This is a genomic window from Rhizobium etli CFN 42 (assembly GCF_000092045.1).
Lineage (GTDB): Bacteria > Pseudomonadota > Alphaproteobacteria > Rhizobiales > Rhizobiaceae > Rhizobium > Rhizobium etli.
This window is the reverse complement of record NC_007766.1, coordinates 173,543-189,689: the sequence shown is the minus strand read 5'-3', so window position 1 is coordinate 189,689 and position 16,147 is coordinate 173,543. Positions and strand designations below refer to the sequence as shown.

Genomic DNA, 16,147 nt, shown 5'->3' with positions numbered 1-16,147 from the left:
CCATCTCAAGCCGCTTTCGGCGATCTCGATCCGGCAGCTGCCGCATCGATCTGGAAGCGGCTGACAACGCCTTCCAGCGTCTGCGTCTGGCCGCCGAGCGCGCGGCAGGCCGAGACGGTTTCCGCAGCCATGGCGGCGTTGCGCTGCGTGACCTCGTCGAGCGCATTGACGGAGGCGTTGATTTCCCCGATCGCCACGGCCTGCTCGGAAGATACCGAAACGATGCGGGCGATCAGGCCGGCAACCTGCTCGACCTGGCCTTCGATCTCCATAAGCGCCTTGCCGGTACGGTTGACGAGCTCCACGCCTGTGGAAACCTCAGACGATGATGTGGAAATCAGAGATCTGATCTCCTTGGCGGCGTTGGCCGAGCGGAGGGCGAGCTCGCGCACTTCCTGCGCCACGACGGCGAAACCCTTGCCCGCCTCGCCGGCCCGGGCGGCCTCGACGCCGGCATTGAGCGCCAGGAGATTGGTCTGGAAGGCGATCTCGTCGATGACGTTGACGATCTCGCCGATCTGGGCGGACGAGCCTTCGATCCTTTGCATGGCGTCGATCGCTTCGCGAACGACGGCGGCCGAATGTTCGGCGCTGCTGCGAGTCTCGGCCATCATTCCGGTCGCCTTGCCGGCATGATCGGAAGCGTCCTTCGTCTTGGCGTTCATTTCGCCGAGCGCGGCGGTCGCCTCTTCGAGCATCGCGGCCTGCTGTTCGGTGCGTGATGCAAGGCTGTCGGCGGCCTCCGTGATGCCGGCGGAAGAGCTGCCCACCTGCCTGGATGTCCGGGAGATCTCCGCCATCGAGGCGCCAAGCGCATTCATGCTGTTGTTGAATTTCGCCCGCAACGTCTCGTAAGCGGGGGCGAAGGCTGTGGTGATCCGGCAATCGAGATTGCCAAGCGAGAGCTGATCCAGGCCGTAGGTCAGCGCCTCGATCACCGCTTCGCGTCGCTGCTCCTCGGCAGCCTTTTCAGCCATCTGGCTACGCTCACGCTGGAATTCCTGATCGCGAAGCGCGGTTTCGCGTTTCTGTGCGTCTTGCCGTTCCAGCGCATTGCGGCGGAACACCGCCACAGCCTTGGACATGGCGCCGATCTCGTCGGAGCGGTTGGCGTAGGGGACTTCGGTTGAAAAATCGCCTTCGGCGAGGTTGCCCATATAGGCCTTCATGCCATCCAGCGGCACGATGGCTCGACGGCGCAAAAAATAGAGCCCGACCAGCAGCAGGGCGAAGGAACCGAAGCCCGCGGCGCCCGCATAGATCGTCCAGGTTATGATTTCCGAAGCGGCATTGCTCTCTTCGCCTTTCAGGAAAGCGTCGGAATTTGCAACGAGTTTCTCCACAGCATCCTGATGCGCATGGAAGGCGACGCGCAACTGCTCGATCGCACCATGCGCCTTACTTTCGTCCTTCGCGTTCAAGGCGGGGATGATTTCGCGGTTCATCACCTGCCAGAATACATCGCCCTTGGCGAGCACATCGTTTTCGAGCTCATCCTTCAAAGACTGCGGCAGCCGGGTGGTTTTCCAATAGGCGCGACGGTCGTCGTAAGCGGCTTTCAGATTGGCGATCTTCCCCAGATTGGTTTCGGTGAGTTCGGGGAATTTGCTGGCCTCGAAGGACAGCATGTAGGATTCGACCACAAAGAGAGGCGGCGGCAATATATCGGCGATGAGATCCTTGCCGTAGACTACCTGCTCGTAAACCGGGCCATTGACTTTCAGCCTTTGAAGCGCCGATTGCTGCAATCCAATCGACATGAAAAGACCGGCTGAAACGGCGATGCCAAACGCCACCAGGCTGCGCGCAATGGTAAATGCCAAGACTCTCTCCAAATAACTTTGGGCTTCTCTTCTTCGAGATGCCTGATCTACGTATGCCATTATTTCTCAAGAACGCTGAAATATGGTTAACTTCTTACCCGGACGCGAAGTCGACTAACTGTCCAGGGTCGAGTAACCGTCCAAAATTGGGGTGATCAGCCCTGTGGCTGTTCAGCTAGCCATCCCCAGCCATCTTGATGGCTGACGCGGATAACATCACCTTCGTTGCAGTGAGATCAGATGGCCGAACCGCAGCTTTCCGTCCGAAGCGCAAAGGCGCGGGATCTAGCGCACTTGTCTAGCCCGCCGCAAAAATCGCTCAACAGCCGACATTGTCGAGCAATCTCTGGAATCCTATGAAATAGGTGAAGCCGGGCGAGAGCCGGCGATGTCCTTCTATGCCCGGCTTTCAAAGCGGGACGGACATCGATCTTGAAGCCGTCATCAAGGACGGCAAGCAGCTTCATAAGGGCATTGAGCTTTGATTTTCCCGATTTCAACATTGTTCGGAAATTTTGGAAAATCGCCAAACGAAGCCGTGATCGCTTGGCTTGTCAGTCATGATTCTGAATTGGCCCTGTCGACCGTGTCGATCGCCTGATTTCTCCATGGGACCTCTGACGTCCCTTACCGGCCCGTCTGCTATGCCAGGCGTTTCAGCATTTCATTCAGGTCGCCGATTTCACGCAGAAGCTCGATCAGCTTATCCGTATCGTCCTGGCTGAGTCGGCCCATTCCGCCGCTTTTATCCCAGAGATCCTGGAATTCTTGGCTCATCTCGCGCGCGCTATGCATGATCTCGATGATTTGCGTGCGGTTTTCCCAGGTTGTGACGATGTTCGGTTCGTCCATCTCCATCGGCATCTCGGGTTTGCGTTCCAGCAAAAGCAATGTCTGTTCCTCTTGAGCGACGAGGGTTTGGTTCGGACGGGCCTTCGGGCGGAGGGAGCCATCCATGGTGAGGTTACTCGGGAACGCGGTGTTTGACGGTCGGGCAATGGGAGATCAACGATTGGCTAGCGGGTGTGGGGCGGTACCCGTTAGCCAATCGGCAAGCCCTATTTCGGAATCACCCGAACGAGAGCTCGCAAAGACAATAAATGGGAAAATTTCCCATTTGTCAAATGCTCAGTCGCGCCGTCAGGGCTGTCCTGGAAAATCCGGTGGCGGTCCCGGTGGCGGTCCCGGCGGCGGACCGTTCGGTCCCGGTTCCGGTCCCGGTCCCGGTCCTGGTCCGCCCGGGCCGGAAAAGCCGTCAGGACCGGCTCTGCCAAAGGGTGGGTGATCATGCGGCGGATCGCCCCAGAAGCCGCGCGGCGGCCGGGAATCGATGCCGCCGGGAGGATGCGGGTTTGGAAAACCGGTCAGTTTGTTCGAATCCCGCACGCCGATATCAACGAAGCCGTGACCATCCTGAGATAGCCGCATCGATCCGAAAGGCGGCGAACCCACGGGGCCTGACCTCGGTCCGTCCTTGTCGCTCGCCCGGAAGGTTTCGATATTGACGGTACCGCGTTTGAGGCCCGGCACTACCGGTTCGGGCTGAATGCGGGTGATCGCCAACCGATCAGCCGCCGTCTTGAGATAAACGACGGTTTGCTTGCCGACCAATTGGCGGTGCGTGCCTCCGAGCGAAAGGCCGCCGATCAGGACGCGATTGCCGCTCTTGACGGGGATCCCGCGGACATGGGCGCCATCCGAGACGGAGCGGGTTTCGATACGCCGGGCAACGATCGTGCCGTCTGGTTTGCGGATGCCGAAGACGGCGACCCGCTTGCCTTTCCGCAGGCCCTTCGTCGCCAGACCGGATATGTCGACGGTTTGCGAAAGGATGGTTATCGAAGCCTTGCTCAACCGGTCGATGCGGCCCTGGACTTCGCTGACGATGGTGATGCGGGCGGCACGCTTTCCCTTCAGCAGCACACGGACGACATGACCGACCTTCATCGCGCTTGCAGGAACATGCCGTCCCTCGATCTCGATCGGCGTGGTCGCGCTGAACGGTATGTGGATGCCGTTGACGATGATGCTGCCAAAACCCTGGATGGTCCCGACGATACCGGTTCCGCCGATGCCGTGGTCTTCATTCTCGCCGCCGCCCTGGTGGATCGAGGTGCCGGACCCGCCGATCCCATGGTCGTAGGTGTTGGTCGACTGCGCGGCGGCAAATCCCGGCTTCAAGATCTGAAGCGCTATGCCAGCCAGCAGAAACTGTCTTCTCGAGATCATCGAGGGGCTCATTCGTCCGCCTCCGTCTTGGAAGCGGCGTCTGCCTGGAGACCCGTCTCACCCTCTTCGGTCATGACATAGAGCCCTGCGATCCAGCGGCTGTTGCCGCCGGGATCGTTCTTGATTGCCTGATGGGCGACCTTGTTGAGCTTCAGGAGCAGCGCCATGGCTTCCTCGCGGGCGAGCGCATCGAGCCGGGCGGCGAGCGCGGCAGATATGCCGTCATAATGAACCGCGCGCTCGAAATAGGGCGGAGGGTCATTCATCAGGTTGGTGACGGAGGCCTGCACGTGGTCGCGAAGGTTGCGGGTGAAATAATGCCGGCGAGCGTCGTCGCCGGCATTCGGGACGATCGACGAGAGGTCGAGCTGGACGCGGCCGTCCTCATCGAGAACGACGATGCCCCTGTCCAGCCAGTCGTCCAAGATGGAGCGGGGGTGGACATCCTTGGTGATATCGCTCACCAGGCTCTCGAATGAAGGGCTGCCGTCGCTTGTGTTTCGGGGCAGGGCGCTCGGCCTGTCCGCGGCATCGCAATAGAGCGGGTCGGCCAGCCATCGGGCAAGGATGCGGCTCGTTTGCGAAACGCCGACAGTCAGCAATGATGTCGAAATCTCCTGTCCGCGCAGCCGGTTGACGTCCTTGCGGTGGACGCCTGTCAGAAGCGAGATGCGGCTGTCCGTCTGCTGCTTGTTCGGCAGCGCGAATTCCTTTTCGGCAACCTCGATATAGAGCCGGCGAAGAATGGCCGAAAAGGCGGTGAAGTTGAAGCCGGAAGCCAGCGCGAGCTTGACCAGCGGGCGCAGCACGCGGACGAGCATGGCCTGCAAGGTCTCTTCGGAGAAGGGTAGCTTTGCGCGCGGCTTCGACATCAAGAACACACTCGGTCTCTGAAAGACCATTGCCGGCAGACTTCGACAGCCGCCTTCACTCTCCTATGGCAAAGTCAGAAATGCCGCAACGGACCAGCGCCATGCAAGATCGACCTACACCCTACGTCCTGCCAACCTGGTCACGATCGTGCCGCCATAGGGAAGATATTTCGCGCCTTCTGTCAATGCGTTACCGGATGCGGCTCGGGCGAGAGCACCGCCCCGTGGCTCCAGTCGATCAGTCGGTCGATCCGCGCAATCTTGTGGAAAACCTCGAAGACGTCGAATGCCGCACCCTTTTCGATATGGCCTGCCAGCAACTCGCAAAGCTCGAATATTTCAGGCGGCGTGGTGGTCATTTCGACGCCGTCATCGGTGAAAACACCTGATCGCGGCCACGCCCGCGCCTGCTGCTCATCGAGCTTGCAACCGACGAATGGGATCGTATCGATGATGCCGGAGGCAAGCGCGAAGGCTGCTTCCGCCACGATTTCGGAGCAGGACGTGTTTGGCTCGTTTCTTAAGGCCGGTATCTGCGGCCGCTTGAGTTCGCGCATTTTCAATCCGTCAGAGATAGTTGACCAGGCTGAGATTCTGGAGTTTCGAGACGAGCGTGTAGGCGGTTTCCAGCTGCGTCTGCAGCTGGTTGACGAGCGTCGAAGCCTCATAGGTGTCGACGCCCTGGAGGTCGACGAGATTTCCCTGCAGCAGGCTCGACTGGGCGTCGAGCGCGTCATTTGCCTTTTCGAGCCGCTCCTGCGAGAGGCCGAGCTCGCTCTGCTGTGTCACGATGCCCGAAGTCGCCTGGGCCGCGTAGCCTATCGCCTTGGATGCGACGGTGCTCTGCGCGTCCGAGCTCAGATCCTGGCCGAAGAGGGCGGAGACGACGGTGGCGGCAAGTGCCAGGTAACGCATGCCTTCGGAATTGGCGTTGGTCGACGAGGTGATGGTCTCCGATGCGCTGACCCGGCTGGTCATGTCGGTGCTCGATGCGCTCGACCAGCCGCTCGAAGCGTCCGTCCAGCTGCTTTCGGAGAACATCGGCTCGACCGTATCTGTGATGAAGCTGCCGATTTCCTCGCCCGTCAGCTCGCTGACGTCTTTTCCGAGACCGGTTGCATAATCGTTGAGCGCCGTGACGATCGTATCCGAGACTGCGGACGACTGATCGGTCAGGGGCTGGCTGTCGAGGTTCGTTCCGCCGAACAGGAACTCGCCATTGACCGAGGTGTTGGCCGTCGAGATCAGCTGCGAAATCGTGGCGTTTGCCGATTGCAGGGCAACAGCAATGCTCGTCGTATCCTGGCTTGCCTGAAGTGCGGTCAGGTTGGAGACCAGGCTGTCGCCGGCATCCTTGAGGCTGGAAAGAGCGGTTTGCGACGCTTCCATACGCAGCGCGACGACGGAATTGCTCGTCTTGAACGAGGCGGCCTGGGCGATCGCGCTGGTGAGATTGATCGATTTTGCGGCGCCGCTTCCGAGGGAGACGCCGATATCGGCGTAAGTTCCTGTGGTCGCCTCCGTCGAGGCCTGCTGCAGCTTGTTTTGGGACTGGCTGATGGTGAGCCGCAAAACATTCTGCATCGCCGATGATGAGACAAAAGATGCTTTCATGACTAGCTCGCTATGTCGAGGAGCGACTGGAACATCTCGTCGATGACGTTCAGGATCTTCGTCGCCGCTTTATAGGATTGTTCGATGTCGAGAAGCAGCGTCAGCTCCTCGTCGAGATTGACGCCGGTTTCGTTGGAATAGGCCTCGTCGGAGCGAGACAGCGCGGCGGCCGTGGTTTCTGAGGCCGACGTCGCGTCGCTTCGATATTGTTCGAGCCAGCCGATGGGGCGCTGGCATAGTCCCTCAGGCTTTGCGTTGTGGAGAGACCGGCGTCGGCGGAGAACGAGCGTTGTTCCGTCAGCGCCTGATAGAGGGCGTCGAGATTGTCGGAAAAACCGCTATCTCCGGAGGTGTTGAGATTGGTGATGCCGCTGATCGTTCCGTCGCGCAGCTTGGTCGCATCGCCGCCTTCGCTCGTGACGACGGCGGGATTGACCGAGATGGTGGAGGCAATCCCGGTAACATCGTCGGTATCAGACGGTGTTTCTCCCGTTGTCCCCGATGCCGTCGTCCAGGTAAAAAGTCCCGGCGCGCTCGTGCTGCCGTCGGTTTCCGAGAAGACCTGGACGAGGGCCTTGGCGATCTGGTCGAGCTGGTCCTGGAATGTCGGGGCGATCTCGTCGCGGAGCTGCAGCAGCGCCTGCAGGCTGCCCGAGGCGCTCGTCGTCGAACCCTCGCCGGCATCGAGCGCCACGCCGTCGATATAGATGGCATTGCCCTCGGTTCCGGCGACATAAGTTGCCGTCGACGCGAATGTGACGGTGCGCGGCATGGTCTCGAACAGCACGGTGCCGTCCGAGGTATAGAGCGCCATGTCGTTATTGTCGCGCACGACGGAGGTGACGCCGACGATCGAGGAGATCTGCTTCAGGAGCTTCTCGCGCGCGTCGAGCGCCGTAGATGTATCGGCGCCGGTCGATGTCGCCAGCTTGACCGCGTTGTTGGCCGCCTCGAACTGCGACAGCAGCGTATTCAGCGTGGAGACCTGTGTGGCGATCTCCGCATCCGCCTCTGCCCTGATCGACTGGACGCCGTCGGTTGCGGTATTCAGCGAATTGGCGAGATCCTGCGCGGCGGTGACCGCCGATTGCGCTGCGGTCGTGTTGCTCGGCGACGTCGCATATGTCTGGAGCGCCTCCTGGAAGGCCGCGAGATAGGTGCTCGGCGATGTCTCGTAGTCATTGCCGCCCATCAGCGACTGCAGGCTTTCGAGACCGGTCACGAGCGTCTGCTGGGCGCTGTCCTTGGCGTTGGATTGCAGGTACTGGGCGAGCAGCGCAGTTTCCTGCGCCCGGCTGATGCTGACGACCTGAGCGCCGGAAAGAGACGTCGTGATCGACGCCTCCCGCCTGACATAGTCGGAATTTCCGACATTGGCGATGTTGGTCGAGACGACGCTGCTCTGCTGGCCGGTATTGTTGAAAATACTCTGCACGCTGTTCAAGGCTGACGTGAGCGACATCCAGGCGTTCCCTCTATCGCTTCAGATTGACGAGGACATCCATGATGTCGGAGCCGGTCTGAAACACCTTCGAATTGGCGGTGTAGCTGCGCTGCGCCTCGATCATCTCCGTCAATTCGCCGGCGAGATCGACATTCGAGCTTTCGAGCGCGCCGGACTGGATGGAGCCGAGCCCGTTCGTCTGCGGAAAGCCGGTGACGGTGACGCCGGACATGCCGTTGGCGGTGTAGACGTTGCCGCTGAGCAAGGTCAGATTGTCGGGGCTTGCGACCGTCGCGAGAGGGATCTGGTACAGGGATTTCGTCGTGCCGTTGGCATAGGAGACCGACACCACACCGTCCGTGCCGATCGAGACCGAGCTCACCGCGCTTGCGGCCTGGCCGTCGGCCGAGCCCGTCGCCGAGAAATCGGAGGCGAGCTGGGTGAAGTCGGAATAGTCCATCGTGATTGTCTTTGCCGTCACCGGATCGACAATGTCGGTGTCCGTCGCCGACGTCAGCTGGCCGTCGGCGTCGAAGGAGAGTGTCGCGACGCTGACGGCGCTGGAGGAGTAGGGGAAGGAGGTCGTGCCGCCGGTCGCCGCATCGGCATTGCGGTAGACCGCGACTTCCCAGGTGCTGCCGGTGACCGCGCCGCTGGCGTCGGTCGTGACACCCGTCTTGGTGAAGTAATAGTCGTACTGGACGGTGGCGCCGAGGCTGTCATAGGCGACCAGCGACATTTTCTGCGTATCGTCGGTGACGCCAGACGTATTGGCGCTCGGTAGCGTCGTCGTATCGGTGACGACGGTTGCCTCGGAATTCAAGTTGCCGCTGAAATAGGCGCTCGTCGAAGCGATCGCGCTCAGGCCCGACTGGGCGACGTTGACCGGCACCAGCCCGTCGAAGCCGTTGACGACAACCGCCGGAACGCCTGAGTCATAAGAATATCCCATCAGCGTGTAGCCGGCGCTGTTGACGAGATTGCCGTCGCTGTCGACCGAGAAATCGCCGGCCCGGGTGAGCACCGGCGTGCCGTCGGCGCTTTCGACGATGAAGAACCCATCTCCGGAGATCGCGAGATCATAGGCCGACGTCGTATAGGAAATATCGCCCTGCTGTGAAATCGCCTGGCGCACGGATGTCTGCACGCCACCGGAATTGTAATTGCCCGAGGAAGAGGGCAGGACAAGCGACGAAAAGGAGGTGGAAACGGCCTTGTAGCCGACGGTGTTGGCATTGGCGATGTTGTCGGAAACCGTGCTCAGCCGGTTTGCCTGCGCGCTCATGCCGGAGACGGCGGTTTTCATGCTTCCAAAAATGCTCATGGCTCGATCCTTAAAGGTTTGGGAACATGCCATGTAACGACAGGCTTCCAGGCCCGGATTGTGGGCGCAAGACATCGTCAGGCGCCGGGCATAAGCCGGCTCCGGTCGATGATCTGATTGTCTGGACTGACCCCGTGATGGCTCTCGTCGCGTCGGTTCATCCGAGCGTGTGACATCGTGCGCCTGATACCGCGCACCATTCGAATAATAAGAAGCGGCCCGGCCGAAGGCTCTGCCGGCTCAACCGCCGGGCCGCTTCAGACCGTCGCCATTGCAGTCCTCCAGAAACCGTAACGGCGACGACGTCTTGCCGGCGTCAGGCCGCGGACTGTGTGGACAATGAACCGGTGCCTGAGGCGTCGAGCAGATCGAAGAGCTTGCTCGCCTGGCTTTCGGTGACATCGTCAGGCTTGCCGGCCATGAATTCGTCAAGGCTCACCACCCCATCTCCATTCGTATCGAGATCGGAAAGCAGGGAGGCGAACTGGTCTTCGTCCTCGGACGGCGGCGGTCCCTGGGGACGTTCCGACTGCTGGGCGGACATGGCCTCGGTCAGCGCATCGACCGACAGCGAACCTGCGCCCTCACTGTCAAAGCTGTCGAACAGCGTTGCTGCCTGATCCTCGCTGACATCGGACGGCCGGGCCGCGACGAATTCGGCCTTGCTCACATAGCCGTCGCCGTCGGAATCCAGATCAGCAACGTCCATGCCTGCGCCGCCGTCGCCTTCGCCGGTTGAGCCGGACCGGTCGAAACGGTTCATCGCCAGCGTCATCAGCTGGGCCATCAGTTTGTCGGCGCTGCTGGACGTGTCTTCGTCGAGCTGCCCGCTTGTGGTTGATTTTTTCGCTGAAACCGTACTACAGGATAGGATGTCCTGGGATGCAGATGTCGAGCTCTTGCTATAGGAATAGGAAGAGACTGACGTGGCGGCCGAAATGGTCGTCATAAGCGCTCCATCGCTAGAGGGTGGGATGCAACGCATTACAGAACTTATGAGTTCTCTAAATCGAAATTGCTAATGCCACAACCGAAAAAATCACCCCTCAGAAATAATAGGCTGCTTTTCAGGGTCATCGGCATGCGTTTCGGCAAAGCGGTCTGATCGTCATGGATATTGCCGACGAGACTGCAGATGAGCCGCGCAAAAGAGGCCGGCCGAAAGTCTCCAGCGACGAAGACAAGCGCACTCATATCGTCGAAGTCGCCCGCCGCGTTTTCGTAAAATACGGCTATGCCGGAAGCACGACCGCGGTCGTCGCCTCGGAGGCGGGTGTTTCCAAGCAGACGCTCTACAAGCTGTTTCAGAGCAAGGAGGAGCTGTTTGCCGCCGTCGTCGGCGCGCATCGGCGGCTGATGCTCGACTTGCCGCGACCTGCGGAAGATATTCCGATCGCGGAAAGTCTAGAGCGTATCTTCATGCTCGACATGGATGAGGACACGGATGCGGAACGCGCCGGCTTCCTGCAGCTTGTCTTTCGCGAAGCCGCGCAGTTTCCTGAGCTTATCGACATTCTCCAGCGCGAAGGCATACTCGCCAGCCGGCAGCATCTCGCCGACTGGCTGAGTGATCGCCGGGCGGAAGGCAGGCTGTCGCTGGATGACCCCGATAGCGGCGCCCGCATGCTGATGGATATGATCTTTGGTGGCATGGGCCCACCGGAAGGCCGCGTGCAAGCCTGGCCCGACCGGGCCCTGATGCTTGCCCATCTTCACCGCTGCATCGCGATCTTCGCCGCCGGCGTCAGGGCCGCTTGAACTGATTGTGGAGACCCCTCCATTTCAAGCTTCCAATTCCCGATTGGATAATTTATAGAACTGTAGAGTTCCGTTAAGTCGATTCGGCCACATGTAAGTGGCTGTGCTTCGCCATGACCGGCGACGACATTCCCGCAAAGACGAAAAGTTCCACCGTGGCTGCCGGCAGGCTTTCGCGCGCGCTGACGCGCCTATAAAGAGGACGGACGTTGGTTTCTACGTATGTAAGCTATCTCGCGGTCGCGCGAAATCTCAACGCCAGTCTCTCCAGCGTGGCTTCGCAGGCAACGGTTGCCCGCGACAGCGCCTATTACAAGGAAAACATCGACAAGGTCACCACCGTCGACGAATTCATGGGCGATTACAAGCTCTATTCCTACGCCATGAAGGCCTACGGCCTCGAAGACATGACCTATGCCAAGGCCTTCATGAAGAAGGTGCTGGAAAGCGACCTCAGCGATTCATCGAGCTTCGCGAACAGCTTGAGCGACGGCCGCTATGCCGAGTTCGCCGCCGCCTTCAAATTCGCCGGCGAGACGAAGACGGCGCAATCGGATGAGCAGCGGGACAGCCTGCTCGACGCTTACGAAGACTCCTTCGATACCGAAGCCGAGAACATCGAGGATGAGACCGATTATTTCGAGGAGAATATCTCGTCGATCACATCAGTCGACGATTTGCTGTCGAGCTCGCGGCTGAAGAACTATGTGCTGACGGCTTTCGGCCTCAGCACCGAATACACCTCGACCAGCTTTCTGAAGGATGTTCTGACGAGCGATCTCGACGACTCCGAGAGTTTCGTCAACCAGCTCGACGACGATGTTTATGTCAGCCTGGCAAAGGCTTTCAATGTCAGCGAGGACGGCTCGACCGACGGCGACGTCATGTCGGAAGACCAGCTATCGCTGGTGACAAGCGCTTATGCCGTGGCTTCGTCGACGCTCGCTTCCACGGAGACCGGGGAGGCTTATGATACTTATTTCGCTGCACAGATCGGAAACATCACCTCCGTCGATCAATTAATGAGCGACGACAAGCTGGTGTCCTATCTCAGAACGGCCTACGGTCTTTCCGATACCGAAACTGACAATTTCATCTCCGCGGCTTTGAAAAGCGCCGATATCGCCGACGCCATCGGCTTGTCCGACCTGCACGACGCCTTCAATTTCGATGAGGACGGCGCGCTTGCAGACGGCGAGACGGCCCAGACGTCGGAACAGACGGCCGCGACGACGGCGGCATTCGATGAAAACTACCAGGTGCTGATCGCCAACACTGAAACGGAAGATGCGGTTGACAACTATACGACACGCATTGCCAGCATCACCTCGATCGATGATTTCCTGGTGTCAAACGCCGATGATGACGATGACGACAACGACGATCTCCCTGAATTGTGGGAAATGGCGCTGCGGGCATTTGGCATAGACTCCGGCGAGGTCTCGAAAAGCGAAGTCCGCAAGATCCTCGAAAGTGATCCCGGCGATCCGAAGAGCTATGTCAACAGTCTGAAGGACGATCGGTTCGAAGCATTCCGCAATGCTTTCAACTTCGACAGCGATGGCGATGTGACCGTTCCCCTACAGGCTATGTCGGAATCCGTCGTCGACGACTATGCCGCTTATTACAAGCAGAACAAGATCCGCTATCTCGAAGGCGACGAGCTGACCGAGGCGACCGACGCCGCGGACGAGGAGATCGAGTATTTCCGCGATCAGATGGCGACGATCACCTCTGCCAGCGAGTTTCTCGCTGACGACCGGCTGGTTGCCTTTGCGCTTGAGGCGAAGGGCTTGGATCCGGAGGACGTCACGTCGGACGACCTTGAGAAGATATTTTCCTCCGATCTCGACGACGAAGACAGCTACGTCAACAAGCTCGAAGACAGCCGCTTCGCCGAACTGGTCGGCTCGTTTAACTTTGACCGGGACGGCAATATCTCGGCTGATCCTACCGGGACGGTGCAGCAGCGCGGCGACGTCCTGGAGACGGTCGACGCCTATGTCAGGCTGACGCTCGAGGATGATCAGGGCGACAGCAACACTGGCGTGCGCCTTGCACTCTATTTCGAACGCGAGGCGCCGGAGATCTCGAGTGCCTATGACATTTTGGGCGACAGCGCACTGTTCGAATTTTTCACGACGAGCTTCAACCTGTCCAGCTATGTCTCGAATATGGACGTCGACAAGCAGGCCGAGATGATCGAGAATTTCATCGACATCAAGGACCTCGCCGATCCGGACAAGGTCGACGACCTGATCAAGCGCTTTACCGCCATGTACGATATGGCCAACGGTACCGGCGGCACGTCGACAGCGCTTTCCATCCTGACCGGCTCGGCGACGATCAGCGCCGATACGCTGCTTGCGATGGCGCAATTGAAAAGCGGCTGAGAAAGTCACTGCTCCGGCGGGTAACGCCTCTTCGAAAGAGACCGCGTGCCTAAACCCATCAAGAGGTCAGTGAATATTCGCGCTGCACGTCGAACTGGCGGCGATGGCACCTGTTGCGGGGCCTGAAAGGCTTCCGCTTCCATATACCCTGCCGCCCGATGTAGGGCGCCGCTGGCGAGGGTTACCGAAAACCGCAAAATGCTGCGCTGCCGAAAAAACTGTCATGCACACCGCTGCGCATTTTTTTGGCATGCCCCATTGACAATTCACCGCCAATGGCACTTGATGCGTTATTCCAGTAAAACAGACATGCGTCCATTATATTGGAATAAAGGAACCATCCATAGGGGAACGCCATGACCATTTCCTTTCGCACCTGCGCGATGTCGCTGGCCGCCGCCGCGCTCATGTCCACGCCTGCACTGGCTGACGGCAGCAAGCTCGACGAAGTGCTGGCCCGCGGCCATCTCGTGCTCGGCACGGGCAGCACCAATGCGCCCTGGCACTTCAAGAGCGCTGACGACAAGCTTCAGGGCTTCGATGTCGACATGGGCCACATCGTCGCCAAGGCCCTGTTCGGCGACCCCGATAAGATCGAATATGTCAACCAGTCCTCGGACGCTCGCATCCCGAACATCACCACTGACAAGGTCGACATCACCTGCCAGTTCATGACGGTTACGGGCGAACGCGCCCAGCAGGTGGCCTTTACTATTCCATATTATCGCGAGGGTGTCGGCCTGATGCTCAAGGGGGACGGAAAATATGCCGATTATGCCGCCCTGAAGGCTGCCGGCTCCTCGGTCACCATCTCGGTTCTCCAGAACGTCTATGCCGAATCTATGGTGCACGCGGCATTGCCGGAGGCGACCGTCGACCAGTACGAATCCGTCGACCTGATCTATCAGGCGCTGGAGTCGGGGCGTGCCGATGCCGCTGCCACGGATCAGTCGTCGCTCGCCTGGTACATGACGCAGAACCCGGGCCGCTACAAGGATGCCGGCTACGGCTGGAATCCACAGACCTATGCCTGCGCCGTCAAGCGCGGTGATCAGGACTGGCTGAACTTCGTCAATACCGCTCTTCACGAAGCGATGACCGGTGTCGAGTTCGACTTCTATGCCAAATCCTTCAAGACCTGGTTCGGCAAGGATCTGGCGCCGCCGCAGATCGGCTTCCCAGTCGAATACAAGTGACCGCGATGCGGGGCGGGAGCTTGCTTCCCGCTCCGCTGGATTAGGATGATCTTGGTCCAGGTCGGGCTAAGATCTAAGTCCACTTCTGACTCGAATGGTTGGACCATGACGTCTTCCGGGCCGCTCGCAGACTCGGCGACATGCTCCGGTCTGAAAGGACCCGTATGGGTTACACACTGAATTTCGCAGCCGTCTGGCGCAATTTCGACTTTCTCTTAAGCGGACTTGCCCTCAGCCTCGGTCTTGCCGTGATCTCGATCCTGATCGGGGCCGCGATCGGTCTTGTCGTGGCTTTCGCGCTGACGTCGACGAGCCGCTTCGCGCTCGTGCCGGCGCGCGTCTATGTCACTGTCATTCGCAACCTGCCGATTCTCGTCCTGGTGCTTTTCGCCTTTTTCGCGCTGCCGCAGATGGGCTTGCGCCTCGACAAAATGAAAAGCTTCGTGCTGGTTCTTTCGCTCTATTCCGGCGCCTATCTCGCCGAGGTGTTCCGCGCCGGACTGCTGTCGATTCCGAGAGGATTGACGGAAGCCGGCCTCGCCATCGGCCTGACGGCAATGCAGATCCGCAGCTCGATCATCGCACCGCTGATGCTGCGCAACGTGCTGCCATCACTCTCCTCGACGATCATCTCGCTCTTCAAGGACACCTCGCTCGCCGCCGCCATCGCCGTGCCCGAGCTGACCTTTGCCGCCCGCAAGATCAATGTCGAGAGCTTCCGCGTCATCGAAACATGGATGGTTACATCAGCCCTCTATGTCGCGACCTGTTTCCTCATCGCCGCTTTGATGCGCCTCGTCGAGCGCCGTCTGGCCCTGCCGAGATAGACCCGATGTCTCACACTTTTCTGGAACAGCTCTGGATCGCCCGCTACGTCATCATGAACGGCATTGCGATGACGGTGTCGATCTCCCTGCTGGCCATTCTCGCTGGCTCCGTCCTCGGCGTTTTCGTCGGTCTGGCGCTCGTCTATGGCGGCATCGTTTTGCGCCTGATCGTGCGGGCCTATACCGATATCATCCGCGGCACGCCGGTGCTCGTGCTGGTGCTGGCAAGCTATTACGTCTCCGCCGCGGTCGGTCTCGATCTCGGACCGTTCTCCGCTGGCGTGCTCGCGCTTGCCGTCTTCTGCTCGTCGCATGTCGGCGAAATCGTGCGCGGAGCGCTTCAGGCGATCCCGAAGGGCCAGACCGAAGCCGCCAAGGCGATCGGCCTGACCTTTGCCCAGACCTTTACTTCGGTGCTGTGGCCGCAGGCCATGCGCCAATGTCTGCCGGCATGGGTGAATACGGCGGCCGAGATGGTGAAGGCCTCGACGCTGCTCTCCGTCATCGGTGTCGCGGAGCTTCTCCTGCGCACGCAGGAGATCATTTCCCGCAATTTCATGAGCCTCCAGTTCTATTTTCTGGCCGGCGGTCTCTATTTCATCGTCAACTACGGCATCGAGCACTTCGGCAAATATGTCGAGCGCAAGACCGCACTGCCGTCCTGAGG

The 16,147-nt window shown here is 59.9% G+C and carries 14 protein-coding genes and 2 pseudogenes; 6 read left to right on the top strand and 10 right to left on the bottom strand.

Going from position 1 to position 16,147, the window contains the following annotated elements; genetic code table 11:
- Positions 1-5: 5 nt before the first annotated feature.
- Entirely contained in the window at positions 6-1,823 is a 1,818-nt protein-coding gene (locus RHE_RS27360; protein ID WP_042119987.1) for a methyl-accepting chemotaxis protein, read from the bottom strand.
- Positions 1,824-2,063: 240 nt separating this feature from the next.
- Between RHE_RS27360 and RHE_RS34600 the strand changes: the two are divergent.
- Positions 2,064-2,308: pseudogene (locus tag RHE_RS34600) on the top strand (plasmid stabilization protein).
- Between the two features lie 157 nt (positions 2,309-2,465).
- On the opposite strand, the gene RHE_RS27350 reads toward RHE_RS34600, so the two are convergent.
- From RHE_RS27350 to RHE_RS27315, 8 genes and pseudogenes are all read right to left on the bottom strand, one after another.
- A complete protein-coding gene (locus RHE_RS27350) occupies positions 2,466-2,714 on the bottom strand; it encodes a hypothetical protein (protein WP_042120052.1) in 249 nt (82 codons plus the stop codon).
- A 249-nt stretch (positions 2,715-2,963) separates the two neighbouring features.
- Entirely contained in the window at positions 2,964-4,064 is a 1,101-nt protein-coding gene (locus tag RHE_RS27345) for a DUF5666 domain-containing protein (protein ID WP_011428484.1), read from the bottom strand.
- Positions 4,061-4,954, bottom strand: coding sequence for a DUF6502 family protein (locus tag RHE_RS27340; protein ID WP_011428483.1), 894 nt, complete (start codon positions 4,952-4,954; stop codon positions 4,061-4,063). The genes RHE_RS27345 and RHE_RS27340 overlap by 4 nt, the downstream gene beginning before the upstream one ends.
- A 152-nt stretch (positions 4,955-5,106) precedes the next feature.
- Entirely contained in the window at positions 5,107-5,481 is a 375-nt protein-coding gene (locus RHE_RS27335; protein WP_042120051.1) for a DnaT-like ssDNA-binding protein, read from the bottom strand.
- Positions 5,482-5,491: 10 nt separating this feature from the next.
- Positions 5,492-6,538 carry a flagellar hook-associated family protein gene (locus RHE_RS27330; protein ID WP_011428481.1) on the bottom strand — a complete coding sequence of 349 codons (1,047 nt, stop codon included), beginning with the start codon at positions 6,536-6,538 and terminating at the stop codon, positions 5,492-5,494.
- A 2-nt stretch (positions 6,539-6,540) separates the two neighbouring features.
- A pseudogene (gene flgK, locus RHE_RS27325) lies at positions 6,541-8,000 on the bottom strand (flagellar hook-associated protein FlgK).
- 13 nt (positions 8,001-8,013) lie between these two features.
- Positions 8,014-9,306, bottom strand: a complete 1,293-nt coding sequence (locus RHE_RS27320) for a flagellar hook protein FlgE (protein WP_011428479.1) — start codon at positions 9,304-9,306, stop codon at positions 8,014-8,016.
- A 316-nt stretch (positions 9,307-9,622) separates the two neighbouring features.
- Entirely contained in the window at positions 9,623-10,255 is a 633-nt protein-coding gene (locus RHE_RS27315) for an EF-hand domain-containing protein (RefSeq protein ID WP_011428478.1), read from the bottom strand.
- Positions 10,256-10,416: 161 nt separating this feature from the next.
- On the opposite strand from RHE_RS27315, the gene RHE_RS27310 reads away from it, so the two are divergent.
- Both RHE_RS27310 and RHE_RS27305 read left to right on the top strand, forming a co-directional pair.
- The gene (locus tag RHE_RS27310; protein WP_011428477.1) at positions 10,417-11,064 is read left to right on the top strand and encodes a TetR/AcrR family transcriptional regulator; all 648 of its coding nucleotides are present in this window, start codon (positions 10,417-10,419) and stop codon (positions 11,062-11,064) included.
- 209 nt (positions 11,065-11,273) lie between these two features.
- Positions 11,274-13,457 carry a DUF1217 domain-containing protein gene (locus tag RHE_RS27305; protein ID WP_011428476.1) on the top strand — a complete coding sequence of 728 codons (2,184 nt, stop codon included), beginning with the start codon at positions 11,274-11,276 and terminating at the stop codon, positions 13,455-13,457.
- Between the two features lie 181 nt (positions 13,458-13,638).
- Here the strand turns inward: RHE_RS27305 and RHE_RS33900 are convergent, their stop codons facing one another.
- The gene (locus RHE_RS33900; protein ID WP_020919746.1) at positions 13,639-13,815 is read right to left on the bottom strand and encodes a hypothetical protein; all 177 of its coding nucleotides are present in this window, start codon (positions 13,813-13,815) and stop codon (positions 13,639-13,641) included.
- Between RHE_RS33900 and RHE_RS27300 the strand changes: the two genes are divergently transcribed.
- From RHE_RS27300 to RHE_RS27290, 3 genes are all read left to right on the top strand, one after another.
- Positions 13,814-14,653 carry a transporter substrate-binding domain-containing protein gene (locus RHE_RS27300; RefSeq protein ID WP_011428475.1) on the top strand — a complete coding sequence of 280 codons (840 nt, stop codon included), beginning with the start codon at positions 13,814-13,816 and terminating at the stop codon, positions 14,651-14,653. The genes RHE_RS33900 and RHE_RS27300 overlap by 2 nt on opposite strands.
- Positions 14,654-14,817: 164 nt before the next feature.
- Positions 14,818-15,480, top strand: coding sequence for an amino acid ABC transporter permease (locus RHE_RS27295; RefSeq protein ID WP_011428474.1), 663 nt, complete (start codon positions 14,818-14,820; stop codon positions 15,478-15,480).
- A gap of 5 nt (positions 15,481-15,485) precedes the next feature.
- The gene (locus RHE_RS27290) at positions 15,486-16,145 is read left to right on the top strand and encodes an amino acid ABC transporter permease (protein WP_011428473.1); all 660 of its coding nucleotides are present in this window, start codon (positions 15,486-15,488) and stop codon (positions 16,143-16,145) included.
- Positions 16,146-16,147 lie beyond the last annotated feature (2 nt).

Coding starts and splice junctions, on each gene's coding strand:
- RHE_RS27290 (WP_011428473.1), top strand. CDS start 15,486: ATGTCTCACACTTTTCTGGAACAGCTCTGGATCGCCCGCTACGTCATC.
- RHE_RS27335 (WP_042120051.1), bottom strand. CDS start 5,481: ATGCGCGAACTCAAGCGGCCGCAGATACCGGCCTTAAGAAACGAGCCA.
- RHE_RS27320 (WP_011428479.1), bottom strand. CDS start 9,306: ATGAGCATTTTTGGAAGCATGAAAACCGCCGTCTCCGGCATGAGCGCG.
- RHE_RS27295 (WP_011428474.1), top strand. CDS start 14,818: ATGGGTTACACACTGAATTTCGCAGCCGTCTGGCGCAATTTCGACTTT.
- RHE_RS27310 (WP_011428477.1), top strand. CDS start 10,417: ATGGATATTGCCGACGAGACTGCAGATGAGCCGCGCAAAAGAGGCCGG.
- RHE_RS27345 (WP_011428484.1), bottom strand. CDS start 4,064: ATGAGCCCCTCGATGATCTCGAGAAGACAGTTTCTGCTGGCTGGCATA.
- RHE_RS27315 (WP_011428478.1), bottom strand. CDS start 10,255: ATGACGACCATTTCGGCCGCCACGTCAGTCTCTTCCTATTCCTATAGC.
- RHE_RS33900 (WP_020919746.1), bottom strand. CDS start 13,815: ATGGCGTTCCCCTATGGATGGTTCCTTTATTCCAATATAATGGACGCA.
- RHE_RS27340 (WP_011428483.1), bottom strand. CDS start 4,954: ATGGTCTTTCAGAGACCGAGTGTGTTCTTGATGTCGAAGCCGCGCGCA.
- RHE_RS27330 (WP_011428481.1), bottom strand. CDS start 6,538: ATGAAAGCATCTTTTGTCTCATCATCGGCGATGCAGAATGTTTTGCGG.
- RHE_RS27300 (WP_011428475.1), top strand. CDS start 13,814: ATGACCATTTCCTTTCGCACCTGCGCGATGTCGCTGGCCGCCGCCGCG.